Below are 15,916 nucleotides of genomic sequence, written 5' to 3' on the forward strand. Positions count from 1 at the left end.
TTTTTTGTTTTTACTGAAAATACGGAATACCGGCATATTCCGGCTTATCCGGATAAATTCAGCATTTTTCAGGCTTACAATCGTAAAAAAATCCATATGAAATCTATAAATTAAACCCGAAATCTAAAAATTGAATGGTTTACTCAAGAGGCGATTTGGGAGTAAAGTAACGACATAGCGAACCACAAGAACAAATCTGAATGGAGGATTGACATGCGTATCACACCTGCTGCTATCGTGGCAAAAGTCAAGTCAAAAAAGTCAAGTAATAATAATCTGAGTAACAATAATTTAAGCAACAGGTCAAGTAGGTTAAAGATGTTAAAAGCAAGTTATCCGTTGCTGCTGATGTTTTTACCCGTATTTGTTTATTATGTTGTTTTCCGTTATATTCCTTTGATAGGGGCACTTATCATATCGGTTAAGAAGTATCAGCCGGCCCTGGGGATAATCGGCAGCAAATGGGTTGGGCTTGAGTATTTTACTCAGTTTATAGATTCCGTATTCTTTTGGAGGCTGTTAAGGAATACACTTGCTATTAATTTTTTTCAATTGATATTGGGTTTTACCGCCCCTATCATTCTTGCCTTGCTTCTTAATGAAATAGGGTCGTCAAAATTTAAAAGACTGGTACAGTCGGTTACATATTTGCCGAACTTTATTTCCAGCGTAGTTGTTGTTGGTATTGTGGTTGTTTTCCTTTCTCCGACCACAGGTGTGGTGAACAGTATCATTTCAAAACTTGGGATGGAAAAGGTTAATTTTTTGACTGAACCTTCGTACTTCTGGTTAATCTATACCTTAATGGTAATATGGCAAACAACCGGCTACAGTGCAATTATTTATTTGGCGTCACTCACAGGAATTAATCCTGAACTATATGAAGCTTCGAAAATAGACGGTGCAGGCAGATGGAGCCAGTTATGGCATATTACGCTTCCGGGTATTTCATCCACAATAGTCATTTTGTTGCTTATGAGGCTCGGAAGTCTTCTGGAGGTAGGGTATGAATCCATAATACTGCTATATAATCCAAGTATCTATTCAACTGCTGATGTTATCAGTACATATGTTTACCGTCGCGGAATACTCAACGGAGATTACAGTTTTGCTTCGGCAGTAGGCTTTTTCCAGTCGGTAATAGGGCTTGTACTTGTAATAACCGCAAACAAGCTGGCTAAAAAGTATACCGAGACAAGTTTATGGTAATGGGAGGGATTTAACATAATGAAAGAGACAAAAGGCCGGATAATTTTTCAATGTATCAACTATACTATTCTCATTATTTGCATGATTGTTGCCTTATATCCTGTACTATATGTATTGGCGGCATCCTTGAGCAGTTATGAATTTCTGGCGCAGGGGAGGGTGGGGATTATTCCCATGGGCTTAAATCTGGAAGCTTACAAGAGGGTACTTACCTATCCGATGATTGGCAGATCTTATATCAACACATTGTTTTACACGGTTGCTGGAACTTCAATAAGCCTCCTGCTCAGTATTTTAGGAGCATATCCTTTATCCAGAAGATATTTTCCGGGGAAGGACTTTCTTACAAAGGTAGTTGTAATAGCCATGCTTTTCAGTGCCGGCATGATACCTACTTTTCTCGTAGTAAGGGGGTTAGGCCTTTATAATACGGTATGGTCCATATTGCTTCCTACGGCAATATCATCCTTTAACCTGGTAATTCTCAAAAACTTTTTTGAACAAATTCCGTATGAACTGGAAGAATCTGCTTCACTTGACGGGTGTAACCACCTGCAGACACTTTTTATAATCATCCTGCCTCTGGCTGTACCCGGACTGGTCACCATAGGATTATTCTATGCGGTTTATCAATGGAACAGCTATTTCCCTGCAATGATTTATCTTCGGGACAGGGAATTGGTTCCTATTCAGATAATACTCAGAGACATTGTTATTCAGAATCAAACAAATGATTTGTCAATTGACCTGGTCAAGGGTTCGGATCAGGTCAGTGAATCCATCAGGTATGCGACCATTATGGTTGCAACCATTCCAATTATGCTTGTCTACCCTTTTGTGCAGAAGTATTTTATAAAAGGCATCATGGTAGGTTCGGTAAAAGGATAAATATATTATCTGGCTTATAAATTTCCAATGTTTGTTTACATAAGGAAATTTGTATAGATGTATTTGTAGTTAAAATTACAAAACAAGGAGGAGTTTTATGATTAGGTTAAAATGGAGGGGAGCAGTATCATTAGTTTTATCGGCTGCACTGTTTATGTCGGTATTGGCTGGATGTGGTTCGAAAAATGAAAACGCTCAGGCCGGCGGATCAACGAGCCAATCAGGAGAAACAACGGCGTCAGGCGGAAAATTGATCGGAGAGCCAATTAAAATCAGCATGTTCCTGCAGGATTCGGCAGATCAGGCAATCAGTCCCGATTTGCCAATTATTAAAGAAATCACCGACAGAACAAACGTATCGTTTGATTTTATTCCGGGACCTGCAACAGAGGCCCAGTTCCGTGAAAAGTTCAATGTAATAATTGCATCAGGAAGTATACCGGATGTTATAGTCAGTCCATACAGAGATGACATGCTTAAGGTGGCCGAACAGGGAATCTTTGAACCTCTGGATGAACACATTACAAACAATGCTCCGAATTTTAAGAAAATTCTGGATGAACATCCTGAGTATATCAAGGATTTGAGGTCGTCGGACGGCAAGGATTATTTCCTGCCTTTCATCGGTGCCGTAAGGACATTTAAAGTGTGGATGGTCAGGGAAGACTGGCTCCAGAAGCTTAACCTCAAACAGCCTGAAACTCTTGATGACTGGTATAACATGCTGAAGGCATTTAAGGAAAAAGATCCAAATGGAAACGGAAAGCAGGATGAGATACCTTATACCACCAGAAACACAAAGGCTGGTGTGCTGTCATTTATGGAAGCTTTCGGAATCAGCGGATTTGAGGCAAACGAACAATTTTTTATAGAAGACAATAAAGTAAAATATGCCTATACCGATCCAAGATGCAAAGATGCCCTTACATTTATCAACAAGCTTTACAAAGAAGGGCTCATAGATCCGGAATATGCTACAAATGACACGAAGGTTTGGCTTTCAAGAATTACAAGTGAAATTGCAGGCTCCTGCCAGGATACAACAGCCCGTGCGTATTCATTGGGAGATGCTATCAGGCAGGCTAGTTCAAATTCAAGTGCAAATCTTGTTGTAGTTCCGCCGCCGAAGGGACCTACAGGAGTACAGATGACTACCAGCCAGATGCAGCCTGTAAGGGGGTACACCGCAATCAGCGTAACTTCCAAGCATAAAGAGGAAATAGTTAAGCTGTTTGACTATTTCTACTCTGAGGAAGGAAGCCTGTTAATGAACTTCGGAATAGAAGGACAGACCTACACAATGGTAAATGGTAAGCCCACATATACCGATGCTATAGCAAAGGATACCAAAGGCAGATCGATACTTTCAATGCTAAATGTATTTGGACATAGAGAATGGGCTTACAGGCAGGATATAGGCTACGAGGATGCAATGCTGGATGCAAGATATGTACAGGCCAGAAATGATATGGAAAAGTATATCAGGCCGACTATTCCCGCACTTTCCTTCACTGAGGACGAAAGAGATGTAATAAACAATAAGTATACTGAAATTCAGACTTACAAGGATGAAATGATCGACAAATTTATAATGGGTAAGGAACCAATTGAGAAATTTGATGAATTTGTTAAAAAGATTCAGGATATGGGAATCGACGAAGTGCTTAAGGTTGAGCAGACTGCATTTGACCGCTACAATAAATAAACTGTAAAGCTCTATTATAAAAGTACATGCCTGGGATTGTAGGTGATGAGCATACAAATTTCAGGCTTGTACTTTATGGGTTATCATTTTTTCGAAGTGATTTTTGATTTAAATTAAACTTTATTATATTAGTGAGGTATTGATATGTTGAATTTGGAAAAATTAAAAAATCCGGTTTGGAAGAGATCTGATAATCTTCGCGATCCTTCTGTATATAAAACAGAGGAAGGATATCATCTGTTTTATTCACGTTATTCAAACAAGGACTGGAGTAAGCCTGAAAACTGGTCAATAGGACATGTATTTACAAAAGATTTTATTACCTATGAGAATGACAGTGATATTTCGCCAAAGGGCTTTGCTTCACCGGGAGATGTTATATTCTGGGGCGGGAGATATATACTTCCTTACCAGGCATACCCCGAACAGCCAACAAAGCTGTGCTTCAGCCAGTCTGAGGATTTGATTTCATGGACAAAGCCGGAATTTTTCCTGGAAGAAGCGGTGAGGCTGCCGTGGAACCAGGCTCAAAGAACAATAGATCCCACTTTTGTTGTGGATGGAGATACATTGCACTGCTATTTTGTTGGAACCGATTTGATAAATTATTCAGGCCATACAAATCTTATAGGCCACGCAGTGACCAGGGATACCCAGCTTCGGGAATGGGAGATCCTCACAGTGGATAAGCCCCTGATAGGTGTTGGAAAGGATGCACCCGACGGAGTGGAAAATGTTGTTGTAATACGTCAGGCCGGCAAATGGATCATGATATACAGCGAAGGGTTAAAGGAGCAGCATCTGGCATACGCCCTTTCGGAGGATTTATATAATTGGGAACTGAAAGGCCGGATTGATATTGAATCCCAGAAGTGGGTTCAAACAAGATACGGAGCTCCTTTTGTCTGGAAGGAAAAGGACAGGTGGCTTATGATACTTATGGGAGAGGATGCCGGGAACAATACAACCTTTGGACTCTTGTATTCTGAGGACGGCTTGAACTGGCGGATGCTGCAGGAAAAATAAAGAAAAAGTAAAGGAGGCTATTGTTATGGAAAATCATTTTCATGTTTCCGCAACAGGATGTGATACATGGGCAGGCTCTGCCACAAGACCTTTCAGGACTATCGGAAGGGCGGCCGGTCTGGCGAAGGCGGGGGATACCATTACTGTTCACGAAGGTATTTACCGTGAATACATAAATCCAAAAAATGGAGGCACAGGTGACAACCTGCGTATAACCTATGAAGCCGCAGCCGGCGAGAAGGTTGTAATTTCCGGCGGAGAAGAGATTAAAGACTGGATAAAGGTTCAGGGGAGTGTTTATAAGACGGTAATACCCAATGCTTTCTTTGGTGATTTCAATCCGTACAAGGAAATTGTCTGGGGTGATTGGTTTATAAATTCCGAAAGGTCTTTTCACCTGGGCGAAGTGTATATAAACGGTAAATCCATGTTTGAAGCCGCCACTCTGGAGGGTGTGCTGAATCCGGTGCCTTTTGAGAAGGCAAGGGAACCCGAATGGTCATTACGCACCTGGTTCTGTGAAACAGATGACGAAAATACAACTATTTATGCAAATTTCGGTGAGTATGATCCCTTGAAAAACATAATTGAAATTAATGTGCGGAGATTCTGCCTCTGGCCCGAAAAAACCGGCATCAACTATATTACTGTCCGTGGTTTTTACCTGACAATGGCTGCTCCCAACTGGGCACCGCCCACTGCACTTCAGGAAGGTCTTATAGGCCCTCATTGGAGCAAGGGCTGGATAATAGAAAACAACGTAATAAGCAATGCTAAGAATTCAGGTATCAGTTTGGGCAAGGAAATATCCACAGGGCATAATGAATGGACAACCGTTGGGACAAAGCAGGGAGCGCAGCGAGAGAGAGATGTTATCTTCAACGCAATACATATTGGCTGGAACAAGGAAAACATCGGTTCTCATATTGTTCGTAACAATGTTATCCACGACTGCGAGCAAACAGGTATTTGCGGGCATTTGGGAGCAGTATTCAGCCAAATATACAACAACCATATTTACAATATCCACCACAAAAGAATGTTTAACGGAGCTGAAGTGGCAGGGATAAAACTGCATGCCGCACTGGACTGTCAGATATACGGCAATCACATTCATAACAGCGACCGCGGTATGTGGATGGACTGGCAGACACAAGGGACGCGGATTTCAGGCAATCTGCTGTATGATAACGATACTGCGGATTTATTCGTAGAGGTAAGTCACGGTCCTTACCTGGTGGATAATAATATAATGCTTTCCATGAAGAATATATTGGATTTGTCCCAGGGGGGAGCCTATGTTCATAACCTGTTCAGCGGATTTGTATCCTTTGCAAGAGTAACCAACCGCTTCACACCATATCATTATCCCCATGAAACAGGTGTTCATGGCCTTATGACCATTCTTGGAGGTGACAACAGGTATTATAATAATATATTCACAGGCACACAGCCTGAAAATGAAGAGCTTGAGAAGAAAATTGACGTAAATGACTGGATTCACCCCGGAATTGTTACCAACAAAGACGGCAGTGTACCAAAAGGACTTGCAATCTACGACGAATGTCCCGCTTATGATGAAACCTGGAACAAGGGCCTGCGTACGGTGGATGAATTCGCAAATGTCCGGCTTCCTATGTACTGCGGCTCCAACCTTTACTTTTATGATGCAAAACCATATAGAAAAGAGAAAAATTCTCTGGTCTATAATTATATAAAGCCATTGGTAAATATAGTGACTGAAGGCGGTAATGTTTACGTAACCTTTGATTTTGAGGATAAATTGGCAGAGGTTGAAACTGTTACCGTTACCACAGACTTGCTGGGAATTGCTTTTGAACCTGAAGTACCCTTCGAAAATTCCGACGGAACACCTCTGTGCATAGAAAAGGATTTCTTTGGAAGTATACGTAAGGCAGGAATGATGACCGTAGGGCCTTTTGAGGGTATTGGAAAGGGACCTCAAAAAATCAAAGTGGCGGAAATCAGATAGTTTGTCCTGTCCCAAATAGGCGAGTAAAGTAGAAAGCCGCACAGGGTGCGGCTTTTGCTGTCTGTAAAATATATATGACCGACGTAAAGCATACTTCCTTGAGGCCGGAAAAAAACAGTGGTATAATTCTTTGAAGAAAGCACATTACAAATAATTTGGAGAAGCGACATGAAACATGCTGTACTTATTGGAATAGCCGGCGGTACCGGCTCCGGCAAGACCACTCTTGCAAAAAGGCTGAAGGCTACCTTTGGCGATGATGTAGTTCTGCTGTGCCAGGATTTTTATTATAATTCCTTTGACCACCTTTCCTATGAGGAAAGAAAACTGCTTAATTTCGACCATCCCGGCGCTTTCGACTCAAAGCTCCTGATAGAACAGTTAAAACAGCTTAAGAGATTTGAACCTGTGGAAAGACCCACCTATTCTTTTGTGGAATACAGAAGGCTGGATGAGACCGTAAGGGAGGAGCCCAAACGTGTCATTATACTGGAGGGGATTTTGATTTTTGAGAATCCTGAATTGGCCGATATTATGGACATCAAGGTATTTGTGGATACCGATGCCGATATCAGGCTGGCCAGAAGGCTCATGCGGGATATTCACGAAAGGGGCAGAAATCTGGATTCGGTAATCAACCAGTATCTGAATACGGTAAAACCCATGCACGAGGCCTTTATTGAGCCCAGCAAAAAGAATGCCGACGTTATTATTCCTGAGGGCGGTATGAACAATGTGGCTTTTTCAATGCTGGTGGACAGGATCAATAACATTATCTGCAACTGGGAAAAACAAGCTGAATAATATTTCATTTCCATATTTGTGTTCTACTGGTTTATATATTATACTATTGTTGGGAACAACACCTAAATGTTTAAAAACGACGGAATATTCCGGCTGAATGGATGTTTGAATGAAACTGAAAAACTTATATTTTTTCAGATGAGGAGAAATCTATGAAGCAGACCGCCAAAGCTGCAATAGCTGAAGCATTTAAACAAATTATTAAAACCAGATCCATAGATAAGATCACGGTAAAGGGAATTTGCGAACATTGTGACTTAAACAGGCAAACCTTTTACAATCATTTCAACGATATTTTTGATATCTTTAAATTTGTGTTCTATGGAGAAATCACAAAGGAAATTGCCCAGAACAGGACTTTTGATACGTGGAGCGGCGGATTTCTGGCTACAATGAATTATCTGAAAAGAAATTCAAAGATGATACTGCATGTGTATTATTCTTCCTACAGGTCAGAGGCAAATACCTTTTTTATAAACATCTCCAACAGACTGCTGGATGACGTAGTGGAGGAGTGCATCGTCAAACTCAAAGTAGAATTAAAGGACAATGACAGAAGGTTTATCGTGAATTTTTACAGGCATGTGTTCAACGGGCTGATGATGGAATGGGTAAATGAAGGAATGGAAGAAGAGCCCGAACTCATACTCAGGAAGCTGCTTGTCATGATAACGGGGAGCATCCCCCGTTCGGTTGCCGCCTTTGCGGAAGAGGGGAAAATGGGATAAAGCCTGATAGAAAAGTATTGATCTAACGATTGATCTAGAAGCGTATGTAAAAAGAAAGTGTGAAATAGACACTTTCTTTTTTTTGTCTATTGAACAGTATTTGGATGAAATTATACAATGAATTTGAAATTATACTAAAAATTAATAAAATTGGGGGTTGTAGTATGTTTGTGTTCAACTATGCGGACGGTGCAACGGCATTAGGCGTATGGGGTGTCTGGATAATCGTCTTTGCGGTACTTTTTGGCTTCAATGAAGCAGCACGGAGATGGAAATATGTTGGATTTGCAAGTTTTGTTATTTTACCTCTGATCCTGTCAATACTTTGGTTTACAGTATTAAGTGATACAACCTATACAGACTGGTTCCACCTGGCCAAGGTTTACTCTTCCACAGCCGGTTGTATAGGCTTCTGGTGCATCAGACATGTCAGCTTCAAAAACAAGCATACCGGCAGGGAATGGAGATTATCCGACAAGAAATGGGCCTTGTGCTTTCCGCCCCTGATTCTTGCCATAAATATTCTTGAGGCGGTACTGCGGGATTTCCAGGTGGGAATTCAATACCGCGGGGGCGGAACACTGGCTGACGAAGCCATGTATGTTCTGGGCGGGCCCTGGAATTTCATGAACGGTATTGCCGGAATCCTGAATATCATAACCATAACCGGCTGGTTGGGGATATGCATCAGGAAGAAGACTGCAAAGGACGGCAGCAGGGATATGCTGTGGCCCGACATGCTGTGGTTCTGGATAATAGCCTATGACCTGTGGAATTTTGACTATACATACAACTGCCTGCCGGGCCACTCCTGGTATTGTGGTTTCGCTCTCCTTCTGGCAGCCACACTTTGCTCCTTTACCGTCGGAAAGGGAGCATGGCTCCAGCACCGTGCCCAGACGCTTGCCATCTGGTGCATGTTTGCACAGACTTTCCCAGCATTTATTGATAAAGGTGCCTTTGCCGTAGCGTCCTCTTATAGTGAAGTGCCGTTGTACGCCTTCAGCATAGCCGCATTGGCTTCAAATATAGCAGTATTTGCCTACATGATTTACAAAGTGGTCAGGACAAGAAGAAATCCGTATCTTGGAGAGCTCTATACCGATTTGAAGCAGTACAAGGAAATAAAGGCACTTGCGGAGGCAAACCTGCCCCAGGCCGTGAAACTGCCGGCAGAGCAGGTTTAATGAGGTGGTGATGCAATGGAACAATATAAGGTTATCGAGATAAAGAAAAGTATTTTTGAAGACAACAACCGTCAGGCCGATATGTTCCGGGAGGAATTGAAAAAGAGAAAGACCTTTTTGCTGAATTTAATGTCGTCTCCCGGTTCAGGCAAGACAACGACAATTCTCAGAACTATAGAAGCCCTGAGGGAGGAAATGAAAATAGGAGTGCTGGAGGCCGATATTGACTCCGATGTGGATGCCGGTACCGTGGCCGGTGCAGGCACAAAGGTCATACAGCTGCACACCGGCGGGATGTGCCATCTGGATGCCGATATGACCAGACAGGGCTTTAACGGGCTTGAAGCAGAGGGGCTGGACCTTGTGATACTGGAGAATATAGGGAATTTGATCTGTCCTGCCGAATTTGACACCGGAGCCGTAAAAAATGCCATGATTTTGAGTGTGCCCGAAGGGGACGACAAACCTCTGAAATATCCTTTGATGTTTTCTGTTGTGGATGTTTTATTGATCAATAAAATAGATGCAAAAGACTATTTCAATTTTGACTTTGAGGCAGTGAAGGAACGTGTAAAAAAGTTGAACCCGGATATCCGGGTCATACCTGTCTCGGCAAAGACAGGAGAGGGTATGGACGAATGGGCAGCCTGGTTGCGTGAACAGGTGGAGAATTGGAAAGACAGGGGGAATTGACATGGTAAAACCAAAAGTTTTGGAGCTGGCCAACAAGATTGCCGGAGGTGTTACAGGCGGGCTGGTAAAAGTCAGGCCCACAGACCCGGAATATAAAATCCTTGAGCCGGTCACCACCGATGAAATGGCAGAAGTGGCACTATGCCTTGAAATACGAAAACCCAGGAGCATCGGGGAAGTGGCTGCGCTCTGCCGGAGACCAGAAGCCGAGGTGGAAAAAATATTATACAGGATGGCTGTGGACGGCTCGGTAAAGTTTGAAAAAGAAAACGGTGAGGATAAGTATTTTCTGGAGCTTTACGTTCCGGGTGTAATGGAATACATGGTTGCAAACAAGGAAAATGTTGCAAAGTATCCTGTGATTGCAGAGTGCTTTGAGGAATACACAAGAAAACTGGGTGTGGTGCTGGCTGGAAACCTCCCGGTGGGGATGGGAGTTATGAGGATTATTCCCATTGACAGTGCCATTGAAGCCGACACAAGAAAAGCCTCCTATGAGGAAATTACCGAGCTGCTCAATAAACATGAGATATTCTCGGTTACCGACTGTGCCTGCCGCACCTCCATGAGAGTCATGGGACAGGGCTGCGGTCATACCATTGAAGACATGTGCATCCAGCTGGGACCAGCCGCCGATTTCTATATCCGCACAGGAAGGGGCAGGCAAATCACAAGGGAAGAGGCAATCGCCATCTGCAGGCAGGCTGAAAGAGAAGGCCTGGCCCATCAGATACCAAATCTCTCAGGTCCGGGAAAGGCCCTTGCCATTTGCAACTGCTGCGGCTGCTCCTGTTTTGGGCTGAGAAATGCCAACCTGTACAGAAACCCTGATTTTTCAAGGTCAAATTATGCTGCGAAGGTGGACAGGGACAAGTGTGTGGCCTGCGGTGAATGCGTAGAAAACTGTCCGGTAAATGCATTGAAGCTGGGTGAAAATCTGTGCAAAGAGCAGAAGCCTGCCGGGGCCCGGGAAAAAGACACACCGTATGATACGGCCTGGGGACCCGACAGGTGGGATCCCGATTACCGGCACAGGAAGGTGGTCACCGAGGACGGCACCAGCCCCTGCAAATCGGAATGTCCGGCACATATAGCCATCCAGGGCTATATCAAAATGGCATCCCAGGGCAGATACAGGGAGGCCCTGGAGCTTATAAAGAAGGAAAATCCCTTTCCTGCCGTCTGCGGGCGCATCTGCCCCAGAAACTGCGAGTCGGCCTGTACAAGAGCGGGTGTTGATGAGCCTCTGGCCGTGGATGAAATCAAAAAATTTATCGCAGACCAGGATCTGAAGGCAGAGCACCGGTATATTCCCGAAAAGAGACCCGGCAGGCAGATAAAGATAGCCGTGATAGGAGCCGGGCCTGCCGGACTGTCCTGTGCCTATTTCCTGGCGGTGGAGGGTTATCAGGTCACCGTATTTGAAAAGGAGATAGTACCGGGGGGAATGCTGACACTGGGGATTCCATCCTTCAGGCTGGGAAAGGAAGTAGTTAATGCCGAGATAGACATTTTGAAGCAAATAGGAGTTGAATTCAGGACCGGTGTCGAGGTGGGCCGGGATGTTACCATACCCGAACTCAGGAGTCAGGGCTATAAAGCATTCTATGCCGCCATAGGAGCCGGGGCCGGCAGAGGCCTGAACCTGGAGGGGGAGACTGCCGAAGGGGCCATGACCGGAGTTGAATTCTTGCGGAAGGTAAATCTTGGCGATGCTCTGAAGCTGGAGGGACCAACCATAGTTATAGGCGGAGGGAATGTGGCTGTCGACGTGGCAAGAACTGCTGCCAGAACCGGAGCAGCCCGGGTGGATATGTACTGCCTTGAAAGCCGCAGTGAGATGCCTGCCCTTGACGACGAAATCCAGGAGGCCCTGTCGGAAGGAATTATCATAAACAATTCCTGGGGCCCAAAGAGGATTCTTACAGAAGACGGGCGGGTTTCAGGTGTGGAATTCAAGAAATGCACATCAGTTTTTGACAAAGACGGGAAATTCAATCCCTCTTTTGATGAAAATGAAACCACTGTAGTCCGGGCCGGAAATGTTTTGATTTCAATAGGTCAGGCCATTGAATGGGGAGAAATGTTAAATGCTTCGGCAGTGGAATTGAATCACAATAAAACAGTCAGAGCCCATCCCGTGACTTTCCAGACAGGCCAGCCCGACATATTTGCAGGCGGAGATGCCCTGACCGGTCCCAAATTTGCCATAGATGCAATAGCACTGGGCAAGCAGGGTGCCGTTTCCATTCACCGCTATGTCAACGGGGACAATTTGACCATAGGCCGGGAGAGGGAATATCATGCACTGGACAGGGAGCAGTTAAACCTTGAGGGCTACGACCGTTTGCCAAGGCAAAGGGCTCTGCACATAGACGGCAGTGAAGCCAGAGAGACCTTTGAGGACTTGCGGCGGACCTTTACCGAAGAGCAGCTCAAAAGGGAGACAGAACGCTGCCTGGGCTGCGGCGCCGTGGTTGTGGACGAATATCAGTGTGTAGGCTGCGGCGTCTGTACCACCAGGTGCAAATTTGACGCTGTTTCGCTGGTGAGGAAATATGACAGCGCAGGTGTTGAGTTCAATAAAATGAAACCCATTGTCATAAAGCATGTCATTAAACGGCAGGGAAGGATTGCGGTTAAAAAGGTAAAGCGGTCCTTCAAAGCTGTTTTTGCAGGTCAAAGCACGGGCAGGGGAAAGTAAAGGACAAATACGGCCGGCCGGGAGAGCTTATCCAGGCCGGCTTGGATATGACAGGAGGGATGGCAGGTGCACGAATTGGGAGTTATACTTGAAGTTATTAAGACAGTAGAGAACTTTGCTAAAAGCAATGGATTGACAAAAATTGATACGCTGGTTATCCAGATCGGTGAACTGTCTTCAATGATTCCGAAATACATTGAAGCTTGCTACCCCGCTGCCGCCGACGGTACGCTATTGAAGGATACAAAACTGAAAATAGAGGTACTGCCAGGCAATGCCATCTGTACAAAGTGCGGCAAGGTATTCAACCTTGTTGAAAACAGCGGCAAATGCCCCAAATGCGGTAGTACCTGCTGGGAGATTCTCTGCGGAAAAGAGTTCGTCATCAAGGAAATCATAGCCTGCTGATCTATATCCGATTTGCTGTAATTTGAATATTAGTTTTCAGTCTGGTAATTTCCGTACTACCCTGAAAAAACTATGCATGACTAAAAAAAATAAATTGAAATTACTTATCCTGGGCGGCAGTGGTTTTGTCAGCGGCCACCTTGTCCAAAAAGCACTGGAATACGGGCATGAAGTATGGGTGTTGACCAGAGGCAGCAAACCTGTGCCGGCCGGGGCAATTTCCCTGCAGGCCGACCGTTCCGACAGCCGGGCCTTCAAAAAGGTGATTGAGGATGCGGGTATCGGCTGGGACGCTGTCCTGGACTGCATATGCATGAATGCCGAAGCTGCCGGGCAGGATGTGGAGGTGTTCAGGGACAGAACAAAGCAGCTTCTGGTCATTTCTACCGATATAGTATATGAACCGGCGGCAAGAAAGTTCCCCCAGGCAGAGGAATGTGAAAACTGGGTTGCGGATGGCTATGCGGGAAACAAACGTCTCTGTGAGCTGGAGCTTTTAAATGCCGATACAGGTGGCATGTCCTGGACCATACTCAGGCCGGGGCATATATTCGGGCCTGGTTCACAGCTTGGCTGCCTGCCTTTGCACCAGCGTGATCCCCAACTGATTAAAAGGCTTATAGCCCATGAACCAATATCCCTGGTCGGGGGAGGACATTTCCTTCTGCACCCGGTATATGTGACCGACCTGTGCGAGCTGATGCTGGACCTGCTTGGAAATCAAAAAGCCCGCAACCGGATTTTTTGCGTGGGCGGCCCGGAGGTAATAGAGTGCAGAAAATATTATCAGATTATTGCCGATATTTTAAAGGTTGATATTAAAATCGAGGATATCCCCATAGAGGATTTTTTGCCTTCCCACCCGGAGGCAGTGCCTTCGGTATGTCACAGAATATATGACCTTTCAGAATTGAAGGCCGCAGGAGCAAAAATGCCCGGGACCTCTGTCAGGGAAGGACTGAAGCTGCACGTGGATGCATTGCTGAAAAACATACTGTTAACATGAAATTAATTGCAATATAAAATCAATAAAGGGTATTAAAACAGAACTTAAAAATGCCGATTTATTGTAAAGGGAAGTCAAAACTATGGAGGATTCACGGATGGATATACGGCGGGTTAGCAGATTCAACATTTATTTAATATGGATATTTACTCTTCTATTGACAGCTCAGGCCTTTGCATTAGCCGGAACAAACAGAGGGCTGCTTGTGTTTGCAGCAACGGCAGGTGCAGGTGTGGTTGCTTCTGCCGTCCATCTATTCAGAGTGCATACCAGGGTGGCAGCAATAATCATTCCACTGTGTCCGGCTGTGGCGGTAACCATTCTGACAATTATAGAAGGCGGTTCCCTGAGGATTTTTATTGTTTACATGGTTACCTGTTGTATGGCGGCACTATATTTTAACAGGATGACGCTGATGATATATATTGTAATACTTGATATTATCGTTGTTACATGTAATTTTGCTTTTAACAGTCCTCTGATGGGAGGTACAATTCCGGCAAAGGAAGCAATTATCCAGCTTGGCATGATAAATATCGGTATGATTGTCCTGTATTTTCTTACAAAATGGGGTAATGACTATCTGAAATCGGCTTCCAAAAACGAGGAAAAAGCCATGACTTTTTATGAAGAGCTGAAGAAGACTTTTGACATGGTTGAGCAGACAGCCGTTACCCTGAATGAAAACCTTTCAAACTTCACAGGCTATACTGAGCTTGCGTTACAGAGCAGTGAGGCTGTGACGAAGGGTATGCATGAAATGGCCAAAGGCACCGAGGAGGAAGCCAATGCTGTTACGTCAATTTCCATTATGATGAAGGAATCCCGTGATAAACTTAAATACATGTATGAGCAGTCCAAAGCCATTGAAGCCATATCCAGGGAAGTTGACGGCATTGCACAGGAAAACGGCAGAGAAATTGCCGATATGAAGGAGGGCATGGGAACAATTAATTCGGCGGTGGAGCAGGGGCTGCAAACAGTCAGTGAACTGGGGGAGAGCATGGAGCACATACGCAATTTCCTTTCTTCAATTACAGGAATTGCAGAACAGACAAACCTGCTGGCGTTAAATGCTGCAATTGAAGCCGCCAGGGCGGGAGAGGCCGGTAAGGGATTTGCCGTTGTGGCTGATGAAATACGCAAACTTTCGGATGAAAGCAATAAAACCGCCAATGAAATAGGTCAAATTGTAACGGCTTTGCAAAAGAAAGCGAGTGTTGCAGTGGAAACGGCACGTATGGGAAATGCATCTGTAATTGAAGGAAGCATTGCAGTGGAAAAACTTAACCATAGTATTGATAATATGGCGGAGTCTTTTGGAAGGATGCAGAATTACATACAGTCTGAATTTGAATCTGTAAATGAAATTGCCGGTTTATTCAGTGAAATAGATTTGCATCTCGAAAATAATGCGGCAATAATGCAGGAGCATTCCGCAACCACTGAAGAGATCACCGGAACTATGGATGAACAGAATATGAAAATAGGTGAAATGGTAAATATAATAAAAAATATTGGGAAATTGAGTGCCGACATGAGAAAACTTGCCGGACAAAAGTAAA

The 15,916-nt window shown here is 44.3% G+C and carries 13 protein-coding genes; all 13 read left to right on the forward strand.

Annotation, left to right across the window (positions count from 1 at the left end; genetic code table 11):
• The first annotated feature begins 213 nt into the window (after positions 1-213).
• The 13 genes from T344_RS0102720 to T344_RS0102780 all read left to right on the forward strand — a co-directional run bounded on the left by T344_RS0102720 (position 214) and on the right by T344_RS0102780 (position 15,915).
• On the forward strand, positions 214-1,209 hold the full coding sequence (locus T344_RS0102720) for an ABC transporter permease (RefSeq protein ID WP_084331077.1): 996 nt from the start codon (positions 214-216) through the stop codon (positions 1,207-1,209).
• Positions 1,210-1,227: 18 nt separating this feature from the next.
• On the forward strand, positions 1,228-2,097 hold the full coding sequence (locus tag T344_RS0102725) for a carbohydrate ABC transporter permease (protein WP_027627432.1): 870 nt from the start codon (positions 1,228-1,230) through the stop codon (positions 2,095-2,097).
• A 97-nt stretch (positions 2,098-2,194) separates the two neighbouring features.
• Complete coding sequence (locus T344_RS0102730; RefSeq protein WP_027627433.1) at positions 2,195-3,802, forward strand: extracellular solute-binding protein; 1,608 nt, start codon at positions 2,195-2,197, stop codon at positions 3,800-3,802.
• A gap of 144 nt (positions 3,803-3,946) precedes the next feature.
• Positions 3,947-4,828: a glycoside hydrolase family protein gene (locus tag T344_RS0102735; RefSeq protein ID WP_242842018.1), complete on the forward strand. Its 882-nt coding sequence runs from the start codon at positions 3,947-3,949 to the stop codon at positions 4,826-4,828.
• A 25-nt stretch (positions 4,829-4,853) separates the two neighbouring features.
• Complete coding sequence (locus T344_RS0102740; protein ID WP_027627435.1) at positions 4,854-6,821, forward strand: right-handed parallel beta-helix repeat-containing protein; 1,968 nt, start codon at positions 4,854-4,856, stop codon at positions 6,819-6,821.
• Positions 6,822-6,989: 168 nt separating this feature from the next.
• The gene (gene udk, locus T344_RS0102745; RefSeq protein WP_027627436.1) at positions 6,990-7,625 is read left to right on the forward strand and encodes a uridine kinase; all 636 of its coding nucleotides are present in this window, start codon (positions 6,990-6,992) and stop codon (positions 7,623-7,625) included.
• A gap of 152 nt (positions 7,626-7,777) precedes the next feature.
• Positions 7,778-8,353: a TetR/AcrR family transcriptional regulator C-terminal domain-containing protein gene (locus T344_RS0102750; RefSeq protein ID WP_004628125.1), complete on the forward strand. Its 576-nt coding sequence runs from the start codon at positions 7,778-7,780 to the stop codon at positions 8,351-8,353.
• Between the two features lie 164 nt (positions 8,354-8,517).
• On the forward strand, positions 8,518-9,540 hold the full coding sequence (locus T344_RS0102755; RefSeq protein WP_027627437.1) for a DUF5692 family protein: 1,023 nt from the start codon (positions 8,518-8,520) through the stop codon (positions 9,538-9,540).
• A gap of 15 nt (positions 9,541-9,555) precedes the next feature.
• The gene (gene hypB, locus T344_RS0102760; RefSeq protein WP_027627438.1) at positions 9,556-10,233 is read left to right on the forward strand and encodes a hydrogenase nickel incorporation protein HypB; all 678 of its coding nucleotides are present in this window, start codon (positions 9,556-9,558) and stop codon (positions 10,231-10,233) included.
• Between the two features lies 1 nt (position 10,234).
• Complete coding sequence (locus T344_RS0102765) at positions 10,235-12,937, forward strand: FAD-dependent oxidoreductase (RefSeq protein ID WP_027627439.1); 2,703 nt, start codon at positions 10,235-10,237, stop codon at positions 12,935-12,937.
• Positions 12,938-13,003: 66 nt separating this feature from the next.
• Positions 13,004-13,345 carry a hydrogenase maturation nickel metallochaperone HypA/HybF gene (locus T344_RS0102770; RefSeq protein ID WP_027627440.1) on the forward strand — a complete coding sequence of 114 codons (342 nt, stop codon included), beginning with the start codon at positions 13,004-13,006 and terminating at the stop codon, positions 13,343-13,345.
• 76 nt (positions 13,346-13,421) lie between these two features.
• Positions 13,422-14,351, forward strand: coding sequence for an NAD-dependent epimerase/dehydratase family protein (locus tag T344_RS0102775; protein WP_051571541.1), 930 nt, complete (start codon positions 13,422-13,424; stop codon positions 14,349-14,351).
• Between the two features lie 97 nt (positions 14,352-14,448).
• Positions 14,449-15,915: a methyl-accepting chemotaxis protein gene (locus tag T344_RS0102780; protein WP_027627442.1), complete on the forward strand. Its 1,467-nt coding sequence runs from the start codon at positions 14,449-14,451 to the stop codon at positions 15,913-15,915.
• Position 15,916: the final 1 nt, after the last annotated feature.

Source organism: Ruminiclostridium cellobioparum DSM 1351 = ATCC 15832, assembly GCF_000621505.1.
Classification (GTDB): Bacteria; Bacillota; Clostridia; order Acetivibrionales; family DSM-1351; genus Ruminiclostridium; species Ruminiclostridium cellobioparum.